17 protein-coding genes are annotated in these 19,527 nt (G+C 37.3%); 12 read left to right on the top strand and 5 right to left on the bottom strand.

Annotation, left to right across the window (positions count from 1 at the left end):
• Positions 1-241 precede the first annotated feature (241 nt).
• The gene (locus H4J61_RS14510) at positions 242-2,152 is read left to right on the top strand and encodes a methyl-accepting chemotaxis protein (protein ID WP_182185701.1); all 1,911 of its coding nucleotides are present in this window, start codon (positions 242-244) and stop codon (positions 2,150-2,152) included.
• Positions 2,153-2,406: 254 nt separating this feature from the next.
• On the opposite strand, the gene truC is transcribed toward H4J61_RS14510, so the two are convergent.
• Positions 2,407-3,159, bottom strand: coding sequence for a tRNA pseudouridine(65) synthase TruC (truC, locus tag H4J61_RS14505; RefSeq protein ID WP_182185698.1), 753 nt, complete (start codon positions 3,157-3,159; stop codon positions 2,407-2,409).
• A gap of 390 nt (positions 3,160-3,549) precedes the next feature.
• Here truC and H4J61_RS14500 point away from each other — a divergent pair, with 390 nt between their 5' ends.
• The 3 genes from H4J61_RS14500 (at position 3,550) to H4J61_RS14490 (ending at position 6,494) form a co-directional block, all read left to right on the top strand.
• Positions 3,550-4,590 carry a DUF3549 family protein gene (locus tag H4J61_RS14500; protein ID WP_182185696.1) on the top strand — a complete coding sequence of 347 codons (1,041 nt, stop codon included), beginning with the start codon at positions 3,550-3,552 and terminating at the stop codon, positions 4,588-4,590.
• Between the two features lie 8 nt (positions 4,591-4,598).
• Positions 4,599-4,901 (top strand): DUF3301 domain-containing protein, encoded by a 303-nt coding sequence (locus H4J61_RS14495; protein ID WP_182185694.1) that lies wholly within the window; start codon positions 4,599-4,601, stop codon positions 4,899-4,901.
• A gap of 582 nt (positions 4,902-5,483) precedes the next feature.
• On the top strand, positions 5,484-6,494 hold the full coding sequence (locus H4J61_RS14490; protein WP_182185692.1) for a hypothetical protein: 1,011 nt from the start codon (positions 5,484-5,486) through the stop codon (positions 6,492-6,494).
• 1,277 nt (positions 6,495-7,771) lie between these two features.
• Here the strand turns inward: H4J61_RS14490 and H4J61_RS14485 are convergent.
• The gene (locus tag H4J61_RS14485; RefSeq protein WP_182137625.1) at positions 7,772-8,422 is read right to left on the bottom strand and encodes a GNAT family N-acetyltransferase; all 651 of its coding nucleotides are present in this window, start codon (positions 8,420-8,422) and stop codon (positions 7,772-7,774) included.
• A gap of 182 nt (positions 8,423-8,604) precedes the next feature.
• Positions 8,605-9,459: a choice-of-anchor H family protein gene (locus H4J61_RS14480; protein ID WP_182185688.1), complete on the bottom strand. Its 855-nt coding sequence runs from the start codon at positions 9,457-9,459 to the stop codon at positions 8,605-8,607.
• Between the two features lie 253 nt (positions 9,460-9,712).
• Between H4J61_RS14480 and H4J61_RS14475 the strand changes: the two genes are divergently transcribed.
• The 4 genes from H4J61_RS14475 (at position 9,713) to H4J61_RS14460 (ending at position 13,793) form a co-directional block, all read left to right on the top strand.
• Complete coding sequence (locus H4J61_RS14475; protein ID WP_182185685.1) at positions 9,713-10,024, top strand: PepSY domain-containing protein; 312 nt, start codon at positions 9,713-9,715, stop codon at positions 10,022-10,024.
• Positions 10,025-10,027: 3 nt separating this feature from the next.
• A complete protein-coding gene (locus H4J61_RS14470; protein WP_182137622.1) occupies positions 10,028-10,717 on the top strand; it encodes a response regulator transcription factor in 690 nt (229 codons plus the stop codon).
• A gap of 48 nt (positions 10,718-10,765) precedes the next feature.
• Positions 10,766-12,148 (top strand): ATP-binding protein, encoded by a 1,383-nt coding sequence (locus tag H4J61_RS14465; RefSeq protein ID WP_259363350.1) that lies wholly within the window; start codon positions 10,766-10,768, stop codon positions 12,146-12,148.
• 178 nt (positions 12,149-12,326) lie between these two features.
• Positions 12,327-13,793, top strand: coding sequence for a DUF3300 domain-containing protein (locus tag H4J61_RS14460; protein ID WP_259363348.1), 1,467 nt, complete (start codon positions 12,327-12,329; stop codon positions 13,791-13,793).
• A 324-nt stretch (positions 13,794-14,117) separates the two neighbouring features.
• Here the strand turns inward: H4J61_RS14460 and H4J61_RS14455 are convergent, their stop codons facing one another.
• Positions 14,118-14,465 (bottom strand): DUF3192 domain-containing protein, encoded by a 348-nt coding sequence (locus H4J61_RS14455; RefSeq protein WP_182137621.1) that lies wholly within the window; start codon positions 14,463-14,465, stop codon positions 14,118-14,120.
• 173 nt (positions 14,466-14,638) lie between these two features.
• Between H4J61_RS14455 and H4J61_RS14450 the strand changes: the two genes are divergently transcribed.
• A complete protein-coding gene (locus H4J61_RS14450) occupies positions 14,639-14,962 on the top strand; it encodes a hypothetical protein (protein WP_182185683.1) in 324 nt (107 codons plus the stop codon).
• Positions 14,963-15,015: 53 nt separating this feature from the next.
• On the opposite strand, the gene syd is transcribed toward H4J61_RS14450, so the two are convergent.
• Entirely contained in the window at positions 15,016-15,600 is a 585-nt protein-coding gene (gene syd / locus H4J61_RS14445) for a SecY-interacting protein (protein WP_182185680.1), read from the bottom strand.
• Positions 15,601-15,671: 71 nt separating this feature from the next.
• On the opposite strand from syd, the gene queF reads away from it, so the two are divergent.
• The 3 genes from queF (at position 15,672) to xni (ending at position 19,394) form a co-directional block, all read left to right on the top strand.
• Positions 15,672-16,523: an NADPH-dependent 7-cyano-7-deazaguanine reductase QueF gene (queF, locus tag H4J61_RS14440; RefSeq protein WP_182185677.1), complete on the top strand. Its 852-nt coding sequence runs from the start codon at positions 15,672-15,674 to the stop codon at positions 16,521-16,523.
• A 724-nt stretch (positions 16,524-17,247) separates the two neighbouring features.
• On the top strand, positions 17,248-18,588 hold the full coding sequence (ppnN, locus tag H4J61_RS14435; protein WP_182137617.1) for a nucleotide 5'-monophosphate nucleosidase PpnN: 1,341 nt from the start codon (positions 17,248-17,250) through the stop codon (positions 18,586-18,588).
• A gap of 5 nt (positions 18,589-18,593) precedes the next feature.
• Positions 18,594-19,394: a flap endonuclease Xni gene (gene xni, locus H4J61_RS14430; RefSeq protein WP_182137616.1), complete on the top strand. Its 801-nt coding sequence runs from the start codon at positions 18,594-18,596 to the stop codon at positions 19,392-19,394.
• The last annotated feature ends 133 nt before the right edge of the window (positions 19,395-19,527 follow it).

Genomic DNA, 19,527 nt, shown 5'->3' with positions numbered 1-19,527 from the left:
TGTTAATGCCTAGCGGCTTGTAGGCAGTTAATCAGCCTAATTAGCGGTAGACAAAAAATAATAGATTTTTGCTGGTGCTAATTAGATAAAGATTGTTTTTTTAATGGTGAGAATACAAGCATATGTTAAACTAGAAAAAATTTATAGCGAACACTTGTTATACCCCCGTTATAACAGAGTTTTATTGTCAAATCGCCGTAACAGCAAAGTCTACAGAAAACTTACCCATAGGAACTCTTTGATGAGATTTTTCACCACCCTTTCTATCCGATCTAAACTAGTGATTGCCATGTTAATGGCTGTCGTAATATCTACTAGCATCGTCGGATTTGTCGGTCACTCAAAAGCTAAAGAGCTACTTATTTCTCGACTGCAGCATTCCGACTTACCTAACCTTTTGCTGCGCGTTCGCAATGCTGTGGATGGAGAGATTTCAGAAATGAAAGTGCTGACAAAATCCATTGCAACAAACCCCTTTTTGCTTGATTGGATAAAGTCTGGTGCAAGTGCAGACAATGACGCTAACGTTATAAAAATGTTAGATAAAATAGCTAAAGATAACAACTTGAGTAATGCATCCTTTGCCGATCGTAAAACAGCTAAATATTGGAACCAAGATGGTTTTCTTCGTGTACTTAAAGATGACAATATTGACGGTTGGTTTTTTGCGTTCACCAATGGAAACAAAGAAGAGTCCGCAAGTACCTACGAATACCCTAATGGTAATGTCGATGTGTTTATCAACTACCAGCAGCTGAACGGAAGAGGTATATCCGGATTGTCAAAGTCATTTAATGACATGGTGAGTTATTTAAATAGCTTTAAAATTGAAGAGTCTGGCTTTGTTTATCTTGTGAATGATTCAGGGTTAGTGAAAATTCATAAAGATAAGGAAAAAAGTGACAAAACAAAACTCACTGATCTTTACAGTAATATAAACGCTCAAATTCTTTTATCCCAAAAAGAATTTGCCTTCCAAGAAACCGAAAATTTAATTATTGCGACTAGCTATATCTCAAGCCTTGGCTGGTATGTGGTTGCAGAAGTTCCAAAAGCTGAGCTTTACTTAGCATTGAACGAATCTCGAAATTATATGCTTATATGGTTTGGTATTATTGTTGTTGTGTTTATCTTTATCAGTATCATCTTAGCAAAAAGTTTAACCAAACCTATTAACGATCTTGCACGAGTATTCAGTGAATTAGGTGATGGAGAAGGCGATCTTAGTTACCGACTAAGTGAAAGCGGTAGTGATGAGGTATCGCGTTTAGCTCATGGTTTTAATACCTTTATCAATAAAATACATGCTGTGGTTAATGATGTGTCCACCACATCGAAAAGTGTTCGCCAAGCCGCTATTAAAGTTTCTCAAGATGCAGAACAATCAAGATTAGATGCCGAAAGTCAGCGTGATATTGCAACGCAAGTGGCAACAGCCATTAGTCAAATGGGTTCAACCATCAGCGAAATTGCCGAAAATGCCGCCCATGCAGCAGACTCGACAAATGAAGCAACAACTCAAGCTAAGCATGCGCAAATTGTTGTTAAAGATTCCACTGAAAATATTGACCAGATGGCTCAGAAGATGGAGTCAGTATCGATTACCATTGCGTCGTTAGCCGATAAGAGCAATGCAATTGGTAGTGTTCTCGATGTTATTCGTGGCATTTCAGAGCAAACAAACTTGCTGGCCTTAAATGCCGCTATTGAGGCAGCTCGAGCTGGCGAACAGGGTCGTGGTTTTGCTGTTGTCGCTGATGAAGTACGCAACTTGGCGAAGCGCACCAGCGAGGCAACAGATGAAATTAATAAGATGATCAACCTGTTACAGACGGAATCTAAGCGAGCGGTAGAGGGTATAAGAGAAAGTAAAGAGACTGCCGAAATTGGGGTGACTGATGCTCAGCAAACCACAGAAGCACTCAATGAAATTGTTGCAAATATTCAACAAATTTCAGATTTAAACACTCAGGTCGCCACGGCAACAGAAGAGCAAGCCGCGGTCGTTGGTGAAATTAATACTCATGTGCATGCGATTAGTGATAGTACAGAAAATAGTGCACAAATATCAACCCGCATAGCCTCTTCAAGTGAATCGTTAACCGCAATGGCAATGAACTTAGATAGCTTAGTAGAACGATTTAAAATATAAGAAAAGTTTAATAACTACTAATAGCAAGATCTAAGCAGGACATGAAAATTCAGAGCACCTTAGCCTTCTATATTGTTATGCAAGCGTTAACGCCATAGAATATATAGGCTGATACCCACTATCATTTAAGGTAGTGGGTATCAAGCTAACGTAGTTAGGTTAAATCCTGCAACAAAAAATGAGAATGTAAATTAACAGCCCCGTGATTCGTTAGATTGAGACAAATAATACACCACGACTGTAAAAGCCGAGTATTACCATTTAAAGACATTAAATATCTGCTGCCATTGTTCATCAAACTCAGCTTCAATTAACATGTCCAGCCCTGTTACGGGGTGAATAAACTCCACCTGTTTAGCCATTAACATCAAGCGTTTAAAACCAAAGTGTTCACCAAAAAATGGATTTTGCTTATTATCACCATAATTTATATCACCAATGATAGGGTGGCGTAAGTGAGCAAGATGTCGACGAATTTGGTGACGGCGTCCGGTATGAGGTTGGCATTTAATTAACGAATATCGCACGCTTGTATAATTACCTAAGGGCACCGGCAATGACGCAATAGCGACTGACTTATAAAATGTTTCTGCACTTTGCGCTTCTTTATCACGGCTAACATTTTTATCCCCTAAATCATCAAGCTTTTCTTTTAATGGGTGATCAATAACCCCTTCATTTAGCAAATGTCCGCGCGTTAAGGCAAAATAAGTTTTTTTTATCTTCCTCTCGCTAAACGCTTGCCCCATTAAGCGAGCTACATCCTGGGTTAAGGCAAATAACAACACACCTGATGTAGGTCTATCAAGGCGATGTAATGGATAAACATATTGGCCAACTTGATCGCGAATAAGTTGTAAGGCAAAGTAAATTTCATCTTTGTCCATAAAGCTTCGGTGGACAAAAAGCCCTGGGGGTTTATCAACAGCCACAAGATATTCATCTTGATATAAAATTTTCAATAGTGGTTTTTCAACAATTACCGTACCCGCATTTTTAATTGTCATGTTAATTTATTTTTCTCTCTGATATTAACTTTTATTGCTCAAAATAATCTGGTTAATACCTCACAGGCCAAATGGTCAATATTCGTTATTGTTGTATTGTTGTTATTAATCGTTCGATAAAATAGTACTTAGCCAATTTAGCGGTCAAAAATAGATTTTTACCTTCTCAAATTTAGTGCTGGATCTATTAACGTCACAGCAGTGCTACTTTAAGTGCTAAATAGAAATTGTGCAGTATAAATTTTATAGATAGAAGCTAATAATCATTGCCGTTACCTAAAATCACCGGATAAAGATTAACGGTGGAGTTAAAGCAGCGTTATCTCTATAATGTTGAGTCATAACAACACCTAGCCACTTATTAAACTTTTAATAGCGACAGTAGATTCTATGAGTATAACTTCGGACACTATTTCTTCAATTTCAGCATTACTGAACTTATCAGATTCTCAATATTGTATTTACGACATCGGTCGTCGAGTAGATAAAATATCAATAGAGCAATTTGAACAAATTGAAGCAGCTCAACTGCCTTACCCCTTTCCAATTCAAGGTCATGCAATGCTTGCCATTGCATTTTGGCAAAAGCAATCTACTAGCCCTTACTTATGGTTTGTCAAACTACCGTTAGATGAACGAGGCCTATTAAATCAAGGAGCTAGGAATCATTTTATTGCCATTATTGTTGAAGCCTTAGGTGAAAACCTTACGGTAAATCCAACCGAGCAACAAGAAGCGTTACTGAAGAAAAATCCTTATCACTTTACACCGGCCCAGTATAAATTAGCCGCGATAAATAGTGTTTTGTCAACGTCGCTTAAACAAGCGGCCAGCAAGTTTTATGCACCTGCACAACGTTACTTATCGGGTGTCAACGGATGGGAAGCTTGGCAAGACCTTGGGGTACAAGGTTTATCTGACTTTGCCTTTCGACTCAACGAAGCTAACAACAGTGAGGTTTTAACCAACGCTTTAAGTTACTTGCCTGAACAAGTACTTGTTCCCTTATCTTCTGCACTTGAAAACGTTAGCTTACCTGTTGACGTTATTGAGCAAATAACACTACGTTTTCAACAAGCACAAACCAGTAACAATACAGTCATTACCATTGCATTGTTACGTGCACTTGCATCGAGTACAGAGCACACTTATAGTCAAAACCTGCTGAGTAACTTAATCACTAATCAAAGGTTAGACGAAGATATACTGATTATTATTGCGGGTCGTTTATGGCCAATATTAAGTATGGAAAACATGCTTTTCGCCTACTTAGAGCATTTAATAAAAGATAAAAACAAGGCCTTATTTTCAGCAATATTTAAAGATTTAGTTGCAATACCGACGATACGCCCCGTACTATTGCAAGCCATTCGTTCACCAAAACGCAGCCCTGATTTGGCCCAAGCCATTGGCACGCTTTTTAAACCATAGGCATTCTCATGGAAAACATTTACTATCTACTTTTTATTGGCTTACTCTTTTGGTATTTTGTGTATTTACGAAAAGTATCTGAGTATGCTCGCTCCCATGTTGATAAATATTGTAAAGATGAAAATTTGCAATTTATAGCGATAGCGCGTTTATCGAGTCGATTTAGGTTCTCTAAACGCTTAGGACCACATTGGTTAAGTCATTTTGATTTTGAATTTAGTGGTGATGGTGAATCTACATACCATGGCACAATGATATTACGCGGTTACAAACTTGACAATCTCGACACGCCCCCTTACCGAGTTAACTAACACAACGCTGCATAAGTAAGCAGGTAAAGGAAAAGCGACCTTAAGTCGCTTTTTTTTGATTTCGCTAATTATGCCCTTAACATATCATTCCAAAAGGGTCTGTTCACTCCATGAATAACCTAAACGTCCTGCAAAGTATCCATATTAACCTAAATATATAACCTAATACTCTCTGAGCAATAAATTAATTAACGCTATAAATACAACGCTATTTTTTCTCTGTACTTAATCGTCTCCCTAGCTCTGTGCCTACTTAACAGTATGGAGTCTACTTTAATTGATGCGCTAAAATAGCTAGATAAACTTTTATTTTTATTAGTTTGATAAATGACTACAAATGCACAAACAAATATCTCAGATAAACTGACTTCGCAGGCTAAATTAGTTACCCTTGATAACTCTCATTGAGTTTTATTTTAGTAATTTTCAAGTTAGCGTATACCGCCATATCGCTAACTTATTTTTGGAGGTCTTTTGCAACTTATTAAGTCGCTATTTTGCTGGCACGGTTTTGATAACCGACAACGTTTTATCTTTATTAGTCTTACATGTTTTCTTGCTTTTATCATACTAAATGAAAGCTTGAGTGATCATAAATTCAGCGCCATTTTTATACTGTTACTATCTTCATCAACATACTTAGCGGCTACTCGGCGCCGACTCAATGATGCGCACCTACATAACACTTGGATTCTAGCGCCTGCGGGCAGTTTTTTGGTAACAGGTTTTTTTATTGTTTTTACTGGCTACAACAGCAGCTATTGGTTGCTATTAATACCTTTACTTATGATGGTAGTACTTTTAACTTACCCAAGTAAAAGTCAAAGACGCTATATACTTGGTTATAATGGTCCAGTTAATTTATCTGATTTTCAACAACTAAAAAAAACTAACTCTCGTAACAGCCAACGTATTGAACCTACTATGAATAGTGTCAATATCAATCAATCTTCGGATAATAAAAATGATTATTCGCCACTTGCATATAACAATCAAAATACCTCTTCAACCACCCATGCCAATCACTTCAGTGATAGTTCGCAAGATAAAGTCGAACTTGCTGAGTCAATTCGCTTAGCGCTTTTTAGCAAAAAAAATAGCCAACTCACTATAGCCTTGATTAGCTTTTTATTAGTACTAGCATTCATTATATCAATGCTATTTGCTAAACCAACACCGACTGATAATCCTGTGGAACACACAAGTGAAATTCAAAAAACAGCAAAAGAATTTCAACATCAAATAACATTGCCAGACAACTTCTCTATCATGATCGCTGCTGATAACGCTATTGTCATCCAGTGGCAAGCTAGTGTTAAAGATAACCTTAACGTTTGGTCCCTAGGCACTGCTGCAGGTGATAAAAGTTGTAAAAGCATCGAGTTTACGAAAGAAGAAGTGATCAGAACCTATAGCGTCAGCACAATAGATAACAAGTATTATGCCTATTTTTCGCCATTAGACACCAAAGCGTTAATTAAAAATATCGCTTTTAAAAACAAATTTTTACTCTGCGGTTACAGTTTCTCATTAAAAGGTAGTCAAGCTAGGTTAGGGAAATCACCTTTTTATGCCAATTTAATTGAATATTAATTTGACCTGAAAAATAAAAAAACCAGCATTGAATTAATTGATGATTGGATTTAAAGAGGGGTTAATGGCCTTGTTTAAAATAAGCTTTAACAAAATTGCTTGTTAGATTGGCTTTAAATTAGACTGGCATTAGTACATTGAGTGAATTTTAGACGAAAAAAAAGCGGTTCAATGAACCGCATTTCTATAACTAGCTTATATGCATCCTGCATAAATATATAATGTTCCCTCTTCATCCATAAAGAGCTATCCCTAGCATTTCCTAGCAAACCTTTTGCTGTCCATATTGTCCTTAATAATAACTATCCTAGTTACATCATATTGTCCTTAATAGTAACTATCCTAGTTACATCCTATTATCCTTAATAATAACTATCCTAGTTACATCAATTGTCTATATTCATCTTCCTGATGATTATTCCGTGACAACTATTCAATCTATCCTTGTGAGACATCCTATCTCTTTGCTAATCTAAGCATCCTAGTGGTAAACCATTACCGTTATTCGTAATCCCTTTGTCTTCCTGACAGGTATAATAGTAGACTAAATGCTAGCTTTTCAAAGTAGGTGATTTAAAAAAAACATCAAAAAAGCAATCGCAGCATTGAAAAATAAAAAATAAACCTATAAAAACAATAGTTTAAAATAAATAAAAATATTTACATCCCTATCAAAAGTATTATATCTTACAGTAATGTGAGACATGTCTTACATTGAGTTAGCGCATTCAGGTGTACGAAAAACAAACTACTAGTATTGTGCCCCTTGCATTTTAAGATGCAGACTTGTGCAAGCTGAAAAAGGGTTCGCTACCAGACATAATTTAAGGCAGCACAATATAGGGTGAAAGTAACAGAAAGTTGGTTACCAGAGCCAAAAGCGTTTATTCTCGGCAACTGCGTGTGTGTCACCTTAGTAACTCAGATTTAGGTGGGAGCGTTTATATAAAAGCCTCTAGGTAGAGTCTCTATATAAAAGTATTGCCAAAATCGATAACACCAAAGGTGACGCTTTCTTGGCTTGCTCGTTGGGAGTTAAGTTAGAAATGATAAGGGTCTATAACAAAAAGCCTACTAGAAATGTTATCAGAAAATCTTTTAGTTAGTTAAGTGCTAATGTCGCTATAACATCACAGCCAATAACTAAATGCCAGTCGCCCATAATCAATGAAAACCATAACCCTAGTGACGAGTTGATGATTTAGCTAGCGAGCTAAAGTAAAGCTTTTGGTTGTATCACTTTACTTATATAAAATTGACAGCTAAATGCTTAAGCATTAACTTTCCGCTGCTTCTCGATAATAAACCATCAAAGAACCAGAGACATTACCGACAGCAACTTCTTTAATGAACTGATAGTTTACGTCTTTAAAAAATGCTTTATATTTTTTACTGGTAGCGTAAACCGCAACACCTTCACTGTCTTTGTGCTCTGCTAAAATGGTATTTACCGCTGCCATTAAATAATGACCAAAGCCATGGTGTTGATGTAATGGATGTATAGCAATAAAAGACAACATGTGAAATTTTTTCAACGGAACTGTCGCTAAAACAATATTTTCTTTTTCAATCATTTGTTTGGTACTAAAATAACCGGCACCCAGCATCATTTTCAAGCGCCAATGCCAAAATCGCTCAGATGACACACCTTCTTCAGGGTTATTTAAGCAGGCAACACCCACCATGGTTTCACCTAAATACAAACCGATCATTGGCTGCTTTGCTTGCCAAAAAACATTCAGTTCTTCGCGTATCGCTGCCCGTAAGCGTTGTTCATAATCGCTTTTATCCGCAGAGAATATTTCAAGAAACACCGGGTCATCATGATACGCTTGGTATAATAATGATGCGGCTAATTTTAAATCTTCAGCCGAAAGGTATGCAGCTTTTATATCGACATTGGTTTTTTCAATGACTTCTGGTGACATCTAGAGTCCCTCATAAATAGTACGATTTTTATTGTTTTTTTATCTCTCAACCATATCAGGATATTAGAAATCAGGTCAAACTTTATTACTATACATAAGCGACAAGCCACGCTATTTTCGCTAATAGTCGCTTTATTACTGCGAAATAACATAACCTTGTCAGTTTAATTTATTTTTTAATATCATCCGAATTTAACTAAACAATAACGGTAAACTAAGGCCAATAATGCGCCGAACAACAACCAACTGCTGCCTCCTGAGTGTTCATCGTAGTATTCAACCGCTATATACTCAGGATCATAGTCGCTACTTTCTAATGGCAGTGCATAAAGCGCATTAGTATTGTTGGCACTGTAAGTCGCCACCACAGCACTAAAGCCCACTTCATATAAATCAATTAGCACATCATAATGATCTGCTACATAACCCGAGTCTAACTGAGTAACTACTTCAAACTCATCTTCACTATCTTCGCCAGTAATAACAAAGTCATCACTAGAAAAGTACAAAACCCAAGGCCCACCGTTTTGACTCAGGTATAAATCAGCATAAACAACGGCTTGTTCATTCGCCATTGACGATAATATATCGGCATCGAATGTGACGCTAAAACTCTGATAATAGCCGTCTTCATCAATATCCAGAATAAGCTCACTGTAACCGCTGTAAATTGAAAAACTATGATACGAGCCGGCATCATATTCAACATTTTGACTTAGCGCTGATGTGAGTAAATTTGATGTTGCTTTTTGCTGGCGGGCATAGCTTACCTCAGGTCGACTCATGCCTTTAAATGCTAAGGTTCTCTGGGAAATCTTGACTTGCTCTTTAGGGTTAAGGTTAGTTTTTTCACGCTCGACGACATTATTTTTTAATCCGCTAACAGAGCGACTTGCCTGTTCAACGTCTAGCTGCGTTTGTGCAACAGACACTTGGCTGACCAACAACAATGTTGCTGTTAACTTGATAGTAAATTTCTGATTAAATAGCTTATTAAGTCGTTTGTTAAACAGTTTATAAAAAATTTTATTAAACATAATGATAGCCTTGATAAAGTATGGCTGTCATTTAACCTGAGGTATTCTGAACCCTAGCTGAACACTGTTTTTAACTTTTAAATACTACCGTCATTAAACACCATGAGATGCAGACGAATAAAACAGTAAGCTTATATTCAGAAAGCATTCAGTTTAGTTATTTTAAAATAACCCCTACTTGGATTCTATCCATCATTATTTTACACTGTTTGACAATCTCGTTTTGATCAAGTCGTTTTAATAAGGTTTCACAATGAAAAAACAATTATTTATCTTAAGCGTAGTAACGTCATTACTAGCAGCCCCAGTGTTTGCTAGTATTGAGGCTACGCCTAATAGCTTGATGATTGTAAAAGCTAACTATGGTCAATCTAACAGTGCTAAATCACTTAGCCCTCAACAAGCGGCCCGAATTGTTCAAAAAAAATTTGGCGGTAAAATATTAAAAGTTAATAACAATGGTTCTAAAAAAAATCCAAGCTACCGGGTAAAGTTACTTAAAGACAACGGTCATGTAATTTCAGTTAACGTTGACGCCCAATCAGGCCGTGTATCAGGAAACTAATTAATGCGAATTTTGCTCATCGAAGACGATAAAAATCTGCAACAACACGTGAAAGATCATTTAATCACGGCAAAATACTGTGTCGATGTGGCAAGTGATGGTGAGCATGGTTTATTTCAAGGCCAAGAGTTTCCATATGATGCGGCTATTATTGATTTAGGCTTACCAAAAATTGACGGCGTGAGCGTTGTTAAATCTTTGCGCGAACAAGGTTTTAGCTTTCCTATATTAATACTCACGGCGCGTGGTAGTTGGCAAGATAAAGTCGCTGGATTAGACGCTGGCGCTGATGATTATTTAACTAAACCTTTTCATATTGAAGAACTGTTAGCACGGTTAAATGCCTTAATTCGACGCAGTGCGGGTCAAGCAAGTCCGTTAATCGCAAATGGGCCCTTTGCGATTAACACCGCAAGTAGGCAGGTTAGCGTTAATCAACAGGCTATTTCGCTCAGTAGTTATGAATACAAATTATTTGAATATTTGATGCACCATTTAGGTGAAGTCAAATCAAAAACACAGCTCACCGAACATATTTATGATCAAGACTTTGACTTGGACTCCAACGTGATAGAAGTTTTTATCCGCCGCCTACGAAAGAAACTTGACCCTGAAAACCAATACCAATTTATTGAAACGTTACGTGGTCAAGGCTACTTATTAAAAGACTTAACACATCTAACCTCTGGTTAATCAAACGAACATGGCATTGGGCTTTTATTTTACAAAAGGTAAATTTAGTTGTTAAATTCGCTAAAAAAGTCACTTAAATCATTAAAAACCAGAGTGCTGCTTAGTGCCTTATTAATGATTTTCATCTTATTGCCCATTGTTGGGTTAATTATCAGTAATGCCTATGAAAAACATATGCTGGCTAGTTTAAAGAATGAACTCTCTGCTTATTCTTACTCTATTTTAGCCATTATTGAAGTTGAAAATAACAGCTTGCTGATGCCTGAGCAGTTATTGGAAACGCAATTTAATGTTAGCCAGTCAGGCTTATATGCGGTGCTCACTAGTAGCTCAGCAACCATGCAAGAAAATACGGCGCATCAACTACCCAGCTCACCTGAAAAGCTTTGGAGTTCTCAGTCATTACTGTCGCCATGGCCGGCAGAAAACTTTCAACAACCTCACTTAGGAGAAAGTGCATTTTATCAAGCTCAGATAGCAGCGCAGCCACACTTTGTTTATAGCTTAAGTGTCAGTTATGGCAGTGAACAACAACCTTTGCCCATGACCCTACATATTATTAAACAACAAAACGACTTAACTCAGATGATGGCCGAATTTCATCGCCAATTAATGCTAGGGTTAGCCGGTTTAATGCTAGTACTTTTATTGATTCAATACCTTTGGTCGTTATGGACGTTAAAGCCGTTAAAAACCTTACAAACAGAGCTCAGTGATGTCGAACAAGGCAAAAGTGAGCGTCTTATCGGCACTTACCCAACCGAGCTACATCAAGTGACTGAGCAATTGAATTTATTATTAAATGCCGAACAAAAACAGCGCCAACGCTATCGTAATGCCTTATCAGATCTCGCTCATAGTTTAAAAACACCCCTGGCCGTTATGCAAACTCAGGCCGCGCTATCGCCACTAACTCAAGAGCAGCTCAATATTATTAATGCCATCATTGAATATCAGTTACGCAAAGCACAAAGCGCTGGCCAATCCTCCTGGTACTTGGGTACAGCGGTAGCACCAATAGCCAATAAATTAATCAAAAGTTTAGAAAAAATATACCGCGATAAATCCTTATTATTTGTGGTCAATATTACCGATGAATGTAACTTTAAAGGTGATGAAGCCGACCTATTAGAAATACTAGGTAACCTATTAGATAACGCCTGCAAAGCCGCTAAGCAAGAAATACAACTTGAGATCAGTCACAGTAGCAAAAACATGATGATCATTATTGAAGATGACGGGGCTGGCATAGCGCCCGACTTAAGAGAAGAGATATTACAACGTGGTACTCGAGCCGACACTTATCAGCATGGTCATGGCATTGGTTTGGCGATAGTGCGAGATTTAGTCAATAGTTACCAAGGTAGCATATGCATTGAGTCGTCAGCGCGACTAAAAGGTGCCAAGTTTACACTTAATTTTCCACTATAAAATTTAACTCGCCTGATAAGTACTCGATTCAGCTAACGTTCAGTTTACAGCAGTTAATATTGCTAGCATAACTTAAAAAGTCACCCTGTTGCTTCACACTAGCTATTTACCGTTAGGCTATGTAAATAGCTAGTGTGAATAGGCGGCTTTTTAATCATACGTATTAAGGAGTAGCAAGATGCAAAAAATTAACTTTAAAAACTCACTGATTTATTTAATGCTATTTTTATCAAGCGCCTTGGTGTTTTCAAGCCTTGGTTTTACCGCTGATAGCACCAGTGTAACTTTCGATGAGTCAAACATTGAACCTAACTTAACAGACCAAGCCAGTCACCTTACTGATGCTGAGTTAGCACAAATGCTAGCGCCCATCGCATTATATCCAGACGCTTTGCTTAGCCACATTCTTATTGCCACAACCTATCCTATTGAAGTTGTTGACGCCGAGCGATGGTTAAATAAAAATAGCCTGCTAAGTACTCAAGCACTTGCTGATGCCGCAGAAGACAAAGATTGGGATCCTAGCGTTAAAGCCCTATTACCTTTTCCAAACATACTTAAAAAATTAAGTGAAGATTTACATTGGATGACTAATTTAGGTGATGCTTTTTTACAAGATGAAGCACAGGTGCTTGCCAGTGTACAAAGATTGCGCCAACAAGCAGATCAAGCAGGTAACCTTGAAAATATCAATAACGTCAAAGTTGTTCGAGAAAGCCAAACAATCATCATAGAGTCAAGACAGCCTGATATTATTTATGTGCCTTATTACGATACTCGAGTCGTTTATGGCGATTGGCGCTGGTCGCACTATCCGCCCATTTTTTGGCACCACCCTGTGCACTATGCTTCGCATCATGGCCCCTATTATTGGCATAACCCTGTCCACCTAACTGTTGGACTATTTTTTGGTGCCGTGCACTGGAGTAATCGTCATGTGGTTGTTAATCATCACAAGTCTCGATATTACAAACACCATAGTAATAAAAAATCGTCTACCAGTTATCAGTCAAAACCTTGGCAGCATAACCCTCGCCATAGAAAAGGCCTAGCGTATCGCACATCCAACATACAGAAGAAATATCGCAGTCACACACCTAGTGTGCAAAAGCATAAGGCTTTGCGTACAAAACAAAAGTCTTTTGTGAATAAAAATAAACGCCTTACTGAACATACCGGAAATAAATATACTCACAGTAAAAACCAGAGCCAAAACCAAAGCCTGAAGCATAAGCTGCAGGTTAATCGAGCGCTGAAAATTGACAAGCATCCGCTTAAGAAAAATTCATTAACTCAACAAAAAGCCTATAAAAATAAGCCTTGGCAACAAACTAAGGGCAGTAAAAAACCCTATAACGATAAAATCGAAACAGCTAAGCCGCAGGTAAATATGAATAGGCATAATGAGGTTAAAAAACATATAAAAAAAGACAGTTATAGGCAAAGTGATCAAGGCATCACTAATAGAGCCCGTACTGAGAAAAGTTATCTTAAAGCTGTAACAACACCTAAAAAAACTTACCAAAACCGCCCAGCTTCAGCAAGTGAAAAAAGCGTGCATAAGCGCTCAAACGCCAAAGTAACTCACAGCCAAAAAAACAGGGGTAGTAGAACACATCAAAACAGAGCAAAGCGGCATAACTAATTTACCCCAGTTGTTTATCCCAGCAGCTAGTTAATAACATAGTTAGTCGATGCTGAAAATGTTACGTTTGTAAAACTAAAAAGGGCGATATCAATTGATATCACCCTTTTCTCATGCCTTTGAGATACTCATACCAATTTCATTAATTAGGTGGTCTACTTTATACGCAGGGAAAATGGCCAAATATAAGGCATTTATTTTAATCACTAGTGGTGCTAATTATTAAATAAATAACGCAGTAGTGGGTTATTTTAACCAGTAAAAATGATCAGATAATGAGTGAGATTGGTATAAGCCCGATCAACACACCACTGATTATCACCCTTACTCTATGGCAGTTAATTCATCGTTAACAAAAACTAACTTTGTACACTCATCTTTCGTTGTTAAGCCATCTTTGTGTAAACGATGTGTACGAAAATAAACTACATTAACCGTTTTGCCGTCATCGAAATAAGTTTCATTAAAATCAGCTACGCCCATTACACGAGAAACATCAGCAAACGTGGTGTTTAATTGTATACCGGCGATTTTTTTTCTATTTTGATATTCTCTATCGTCAAAATCGCCAGAAATAGAGTGACCATCTTCGCCGCCAACGGCAATAACGCAACCGGTTAAAGTCAAGGTTAATGGCGCAATAACAATGAGTGCTAATAACGTTTGTTTCATTTTATTTTTCTCTTATCAAAAGTAATGGTTTAGATAAGGCTAATTGCAAATACCAAACCACTTTCATAACCAACTGATTGTATTGAATATAAATAAAAAAACTAAAAACAAAGCGAGACAGCGTTAGTGTTTTTCGCTAAAATATTGCTTCTTTAACACCTGAGTTATGCGTTATGACTATATCTGATGAGATTTCCATCATCGCCAACAAGCTAGCCAATGAAGGTAAAGTGCCCAGTGTGGCACTGATTAAAAGTCAGCTTAATCAAGCCGTACCTTTGCCAAAAATAATTTCGGCTTTAAAAAACTGGCACCACGAGCCAAAATTTATACAGGCTCAAGATCAAGAAATCACCACCAAAACCTCAACTGAAGCAAAACCTAACAACACAGAAATAAGTTTACTGATAGCAAATGCTTTAGCGCCACTGCAGCGAGATATAACTGAATTAAAGCAACAGCTAAAACAATTGTTAGACCAGCAAAAAAATAGCTGACTTTATGCTCAGCACGGCCAAAAAGTCATTATAATGTTTGAGTAATTTATCGCTTACTGAGCATTTTCAATACTGGTTGGCGGTATCCGAGGCGTAAGTTGCGACATAAATTCAGCCAGTGTCTCTGCTATTTTTTTATGTGGCTCACGGCCCACTTTTTCCACCCACACTGAGCCTGTGTCATTGTCTAATGAAATGATATGGTCGTCATCATCAGTCAGCGCAAAAAATATCGTTAGCTTTTGTTTTAATTTTGTTTTCATTAAAATATGGCCAATAATATTTTCTTGTAGACGCGCAAAGTCTTTTTCGCTCCATACAAATAACAATGACAAGTCTCCTTCTACGCAACTGGCATCTAAGCTGTCACTATAAACAGTGGTAAAATAGTCTTTAATGTCAGCATGAAGTTTGACTTCCAAAGCCGCTTCAACATTATCAAACGTTAGCACTTGTGCCATTTTTATTGGCTGCCATAAAGAAAAACTTTCTTCATGCACACCTTGCTCACAAGGCGATGACCAGTCTTCATCTTTCTGGGTAATAGGTAAATGTTGAAACCTATCTTGGTATGCCTGTAAGTAATCTTGAGAAAATTGCCATACGAGTTCATTAAGAGAGTGATTTGATATTTTCATCTAGCAGTTAATTCCTATAAAATAGAGAAAGATTTCAACCTTGTTACAATCAGAGAAGAAGTTACGCAAAAATGAGCACTTATACAAACGCAAAAGCGTTAAGCAAGTTAACGCTTGGAAAAGTAACAAGCTATTGCAGCCAATATACCCCAGAATTACTACAAGCGGTACCTAGGAGCTTAAATAGAGACAGTTTAGGTTTAACAACAAACAAGCTGCTGTTTAAAGGTGAAGATGTTTGGTATGGCTATGAGCTGTCATGGTTAAATGGCAAGGGTAAGCCCGTTGTTGCGGTGGCTGAATTTAGTTTTCCATGTACCAGCCCAAACATTGTAGAGTCAAAGTCTTTTAAGCTGTATTTAAACAGTTTTAATCAGACTAGATTCTCCTCGTGGCAAAGTGTAGAGTCTGCATTAATAAAAGACTTATCCGCTACCGCTGGCGCCAGTGCAGAAGTAAAACTTTTTCCTGTCAATAACTGCCCTGCACTCGCTATAGCCCTTGATAGCGCATTATGTATAGATGAGTTAGACATTGAAGTGAGTCATTACCAACTTGCTCCACAAATACTAAAAAGTATCAACCATGACCAAGCAGATGTTGTGACTGAATATTTAGTTTGCCATTTATTAAAGTCAAATTGCTTAATCACTAATCAACCTGACTGGGCGAGTGTTTATATTGAATATAGCGGTCAACAAATTTGTCATAAAACCTTATTAAAATATTTAATTTCGTTTCGCCAACATAATGAATTTCATGAACAATGTGTTGAGCGAATTTTTTGTGATCTCAAGCGTTTTTGTCAAATTGAACACCTAACAGTTTTTGCTCGATATACCCGCAGAGGCGGCTTAGACATTAATCCATTTCGCTCAACAAGCAAAACAAAAGCGCCTAAATTAAGAACACTACGACAATAAGCCAACACAACGTGTAGTTTTTAAGCAGTCAGTTATTAGATATACACTTATACTGGCTTTTTATATGGTTGTGTTTATTATTATCATATAACAAGAAACTATTGCTTTAGCCTTGATGTAAAAGCAATAGTTTCAAAACATACCTAGTGCTATTGTTTCCATTCAATGAGTATATTTTGGAGCGCTTTTTTATGGCTGAAAGTTTATGAGTGAAAGCTTATGAGTGAAAGTTTATGAGTGAAAGTTTATGAGTGAAAGTTTATGAGTGAAAGTTTTATCGCGAACATCACTATTAACCGATTATAATCTTTATTTGATACCGCGATTCACGCTCAGCGTACTAGCAGCATTATTGAACAACTTGATGATAAATTGTCACTCGCTTGCAAAGACAGTGACATATTGTTGAATAACAAATTAATCAACTTAAAATATATGCTAAAAAACTCAGTAGTTTAGCAAAAAATCAACACCCTTTACCTTAACAAGTGTTATGGCCAAAGAGGCTTTTATTAGCCGTTATGGTGACGAAGAATTTGTTGAGTAATATCGATAAATCCACTGTAGTAAACAAGCTCAATATATTACGTAAAAAGGTGGTAAGTCTACCGTTTATTTTTACAAATTACCGCATTTGAACATGCTAACGCTGCATGGTATCAAGCTAGAAAGACGGAAATATAGCGTTATTTACGGATAATAATCAGCACGAGGAAGTACCGTTATGCATACTCAAATTAATCCTGTTGGCAAAATGAATTTACTGTCTCAAGCAGAAGTTGACCGTTTACAACAATCCGCCACCAGTGAACTCTATAATCTCTATCGTAATTGTTCGTTAGCCGTACTCAATGCCGGCAGTCATACCGATAATGCTGAAGATATATATCAACAATTTTTAGACTTTCAAATTAAAGTATTAAGGCGTGAGCGTGGTGTTAAGTTAGCCTTAGATAACCCGCCCAAACATGCTTTTGTCGACGGTATTATTATCAAGGGTATTCAAGAGCACCTTTCGGCGGTGTTACGCGACATATTATTTATTGGTGATTGTTACAGCACTAAAGATGTCGACAGTGTCACTAATGTTATTTTTGATATGTTACGCAATGCCAACGCGATAATTCCTGACAGTTCACCTAATTTGATCACCTGCTGGGGTGGACATTCGATTAATAGTACCGAGTATAAATATACCAAACAAGTAGGTTATCACCTGGGTTTGCGGAGTTTTAATATTTGTACAGGTTGTGGGCCTGGCGCGATGAAAGGCCCAATGAAAGGAGCAACCTTTGGTCATGCCAAGCAACGCAACACAACTGGCCGCTATATAGGATTAACTGAGCCTAGTATTATTGCAGCCGAGCCACCAAACCCTATCGTTAATGAATTAGTCATTATGCCCGATATTGAAAAGCGCTTAGAAGCATTTGTGCGTATGTCGCATGGTATTATTATATTTCCCGGCGGTGCAGGTACAGCAGAAGAGTTACTTTATATTTTAGGTATTATGCTACATCCAAAAAACCAGTTACAAAAATTGCCTATTATTTTAACTGGGCCCATTGAAAGTGCAGAGTATTTTCAGCAAATTGACACTTTTATTGCCAACACGCTTGGTGAATCAGCACAGCAACTCTATAAAATTATTATTGATGACCCTGAACAAGTCGCAAAAACCTTTAAATTAAGCACAGAAGAAGTGGTCGCACATCGAAAATTGACCGGTGACTCTTATCATTTTAATTGGTCATTAGTGATTGAAACTGAATTTCAACAGCCGTTCGAGCCTGATCATAAAAACATGGCCTCATTAAATTTGCATTATGACCAAAGCATAGCGTCATTAGCCGCCAATTTACGCCGGGCTTTTTCTGGTATTGTTGCCGGTAATGTCAAAGCCAGTGGCATAAAAGCCATCCGAGAAAACGGGCCGTTTAAAATAAGTGGTGATAGTAAGATGATGGCATTAATGGATACGCTATTGAATTCTTTCGTCAAACAACAAAGAATGAAACTACCTGGTAGTGAATACATTCCTTGTTATACAGTCATTGAAGGTTAATTTTTATGACGGTCCATTTGGTATTAATTGATGCATTAAATTTAATCAGAAGAATTTATGCTGTGCAAGAACGGCCATTTTTGTTGAACAATGAATTGGCTGAAAATACCAAGCAACAAGTGCTATTTAATACCGCCAAAGCATGTGAACAAGCCTTACAAAAAATTATTGAACAGTTAAAGCCTAGCCATGCGCTTGCGGTGTTTGACTCTCAAGCGCCATGTTGGCGCTATGACATTTATCCAGACTATAAAAAAGGCCGTAAAAAAATGCCCGAGCATTTGGCTGACAAGTTAACTGATATTCAAGACCGCTTTATGCAACACCACGTTGACTCTTTAGTTTCAGAAGCAGACGAGGCTGATGATTTAATTGCAACCTTGGCAATAAAGGTTGCATTGCGTGGTAGAAATGTAACTGTGGTATCTACAGACAAGTGTTTTTTATCACTACTCAATCCCAATATCCAAGTCTATGACTATTTTAATCGTCGTTATTTAGACGAAGAATATGTACTTAACAAGTTCACGGTAAAACCAGATAAGTTAATGGACTTATGGACTTTAACGGGTGATAACACTAATAAAATTCCTGGCGTAGCCGGCATAGGTCAAGTAACCGCAGCAAAATTATTAAATCAGTATGGCTCGATTAAAAGTATACTGAATGCTAAAGACTTAAAAAATAGCATCAGTGAAAAACTATTGCAACATGATGAACAAATTACGTTAAGTCGCAAGCTACTGACATTAAAAATTGATATCCCTTTAGGGTTTAATTTAAAAGACATAAGACTACCCTTTTAAAATGCACTTGCCAGCAGTTAACAATCTGGTAACATTGAAAGTTGTTACTGGTATTTTCACTCTAGCCATTAAAACGCACTAAAACGTCATTACTCATTATTTAGAGCTTAATAATGAGTAATGACGTTAACAA

The organism is Colwellia sp. MB3u-4, from assembly GCF_014077065.1.
Classification (GTDB): Bacteria; Pseudomonadota; Gammaproteobacteria; order Enterobacterales; family Alteromonadaceae; genus Cognaticolwellia.
Note: the sequence above shows the minus strand (reverse complement) of the source record. Positions and strands in the feature narration are given on the sequence as shown.

Coding starts and splice junctions, on each gene's coding strand:
- H4J61_RS14475 (WP_182185685.1), top strand. CDS start 9,713: ATGAAAAAACAATTATTTATCTTAAGCGTAGTAACGTCATTACTAGCA.
- xni (WP_182137616.1), top strand. CDS start 18,594: ATGACGGTCCATTTGGTATTAATTGATGCATTAAATTTAATCAGAAGA.
- H4J61_RS14495 (WP_182185694.1), top strand. CDS start 4,599: ATGGAAAACATTTACTATCTACTTTTTATTGGCTTACTCTTTTGGTAT.
- H4J61_RS14470 (WP_182137622.1), top strand. CDS start 10,028: ATGCGAATTTTGCTCATCGAAGACGATAAAAATCTGCAACAACACGTG.
- H4J61_RS14500 (WP_182185696.1), top strand. CDS start 3,550: ATGAGTATAACTTCGGACACTATTTCTTCAATTTCAGCATTACTGAAC.
- H4J61_RS14450 (WP_182185683.1), top strand. CDS start 14,639: ATGACTATATCTGATGAGATTTCCATCATCGCCAACAAGCTAGCCAAT.
- H4J61_RS14460 (WP_259363348.1), top strand. CDS start 12,327: ATGCAAAAAATTAACTTTAAAAACTCACTGATTTATTTAATGCTATTT.
- H4J61_RS14455 (WP_182137621.1), bottom strand. CDS start 14,465: ATGAAACAAACGTTATTAGCACTCATTGTTATTGCGCCATTAACCTTG.
- syd (WP_182185680.1), bottom strand. CDS start 15,600: ATGAAAATATCAAATCACTCTCTTAATGAACTCGTATGGCAATTTTCT.
- H4J61_RS14510 (WP_182185701.1), top strand. CDS start 242: ATGAGATTTTTCACCACCCTTTCTATCCGATCTAAACTAGTGATTGCC.
- H4J61_RS14485 (WP_182137625.1), bottom strand. CDS start 8,422: ATGTCACCAGAAGTCATTGAAAAAACCAATGTCGATATAAAAGCTGCA.
- H4J61_RS14480 (WP_182185688.1), bottom strand. CDS start 9,459: ATGTTTAATAAAATTTTTTATAAACTGTTTAACAAACGACTTAATAAG.
- queF (WP_182185677.1), top strand. CDS start 15,672: ATGAGCACTTATACAAACGCAAAAGCGTTAAGCAAGTTAACGCTTGGA.
- truC (WP_182185698.1), bottom strand. CDS start 3,159: ATGACAATTAAAAATGCGGGTACGGTAATTGTTGAAAAACCACTATTG.
- ppnN (WP_182137617.1), top strand. CDS start 17,248: ATGCATACTCAAATTAATCCTGTTGGCAAAATGAATTTACTGTCTCAA.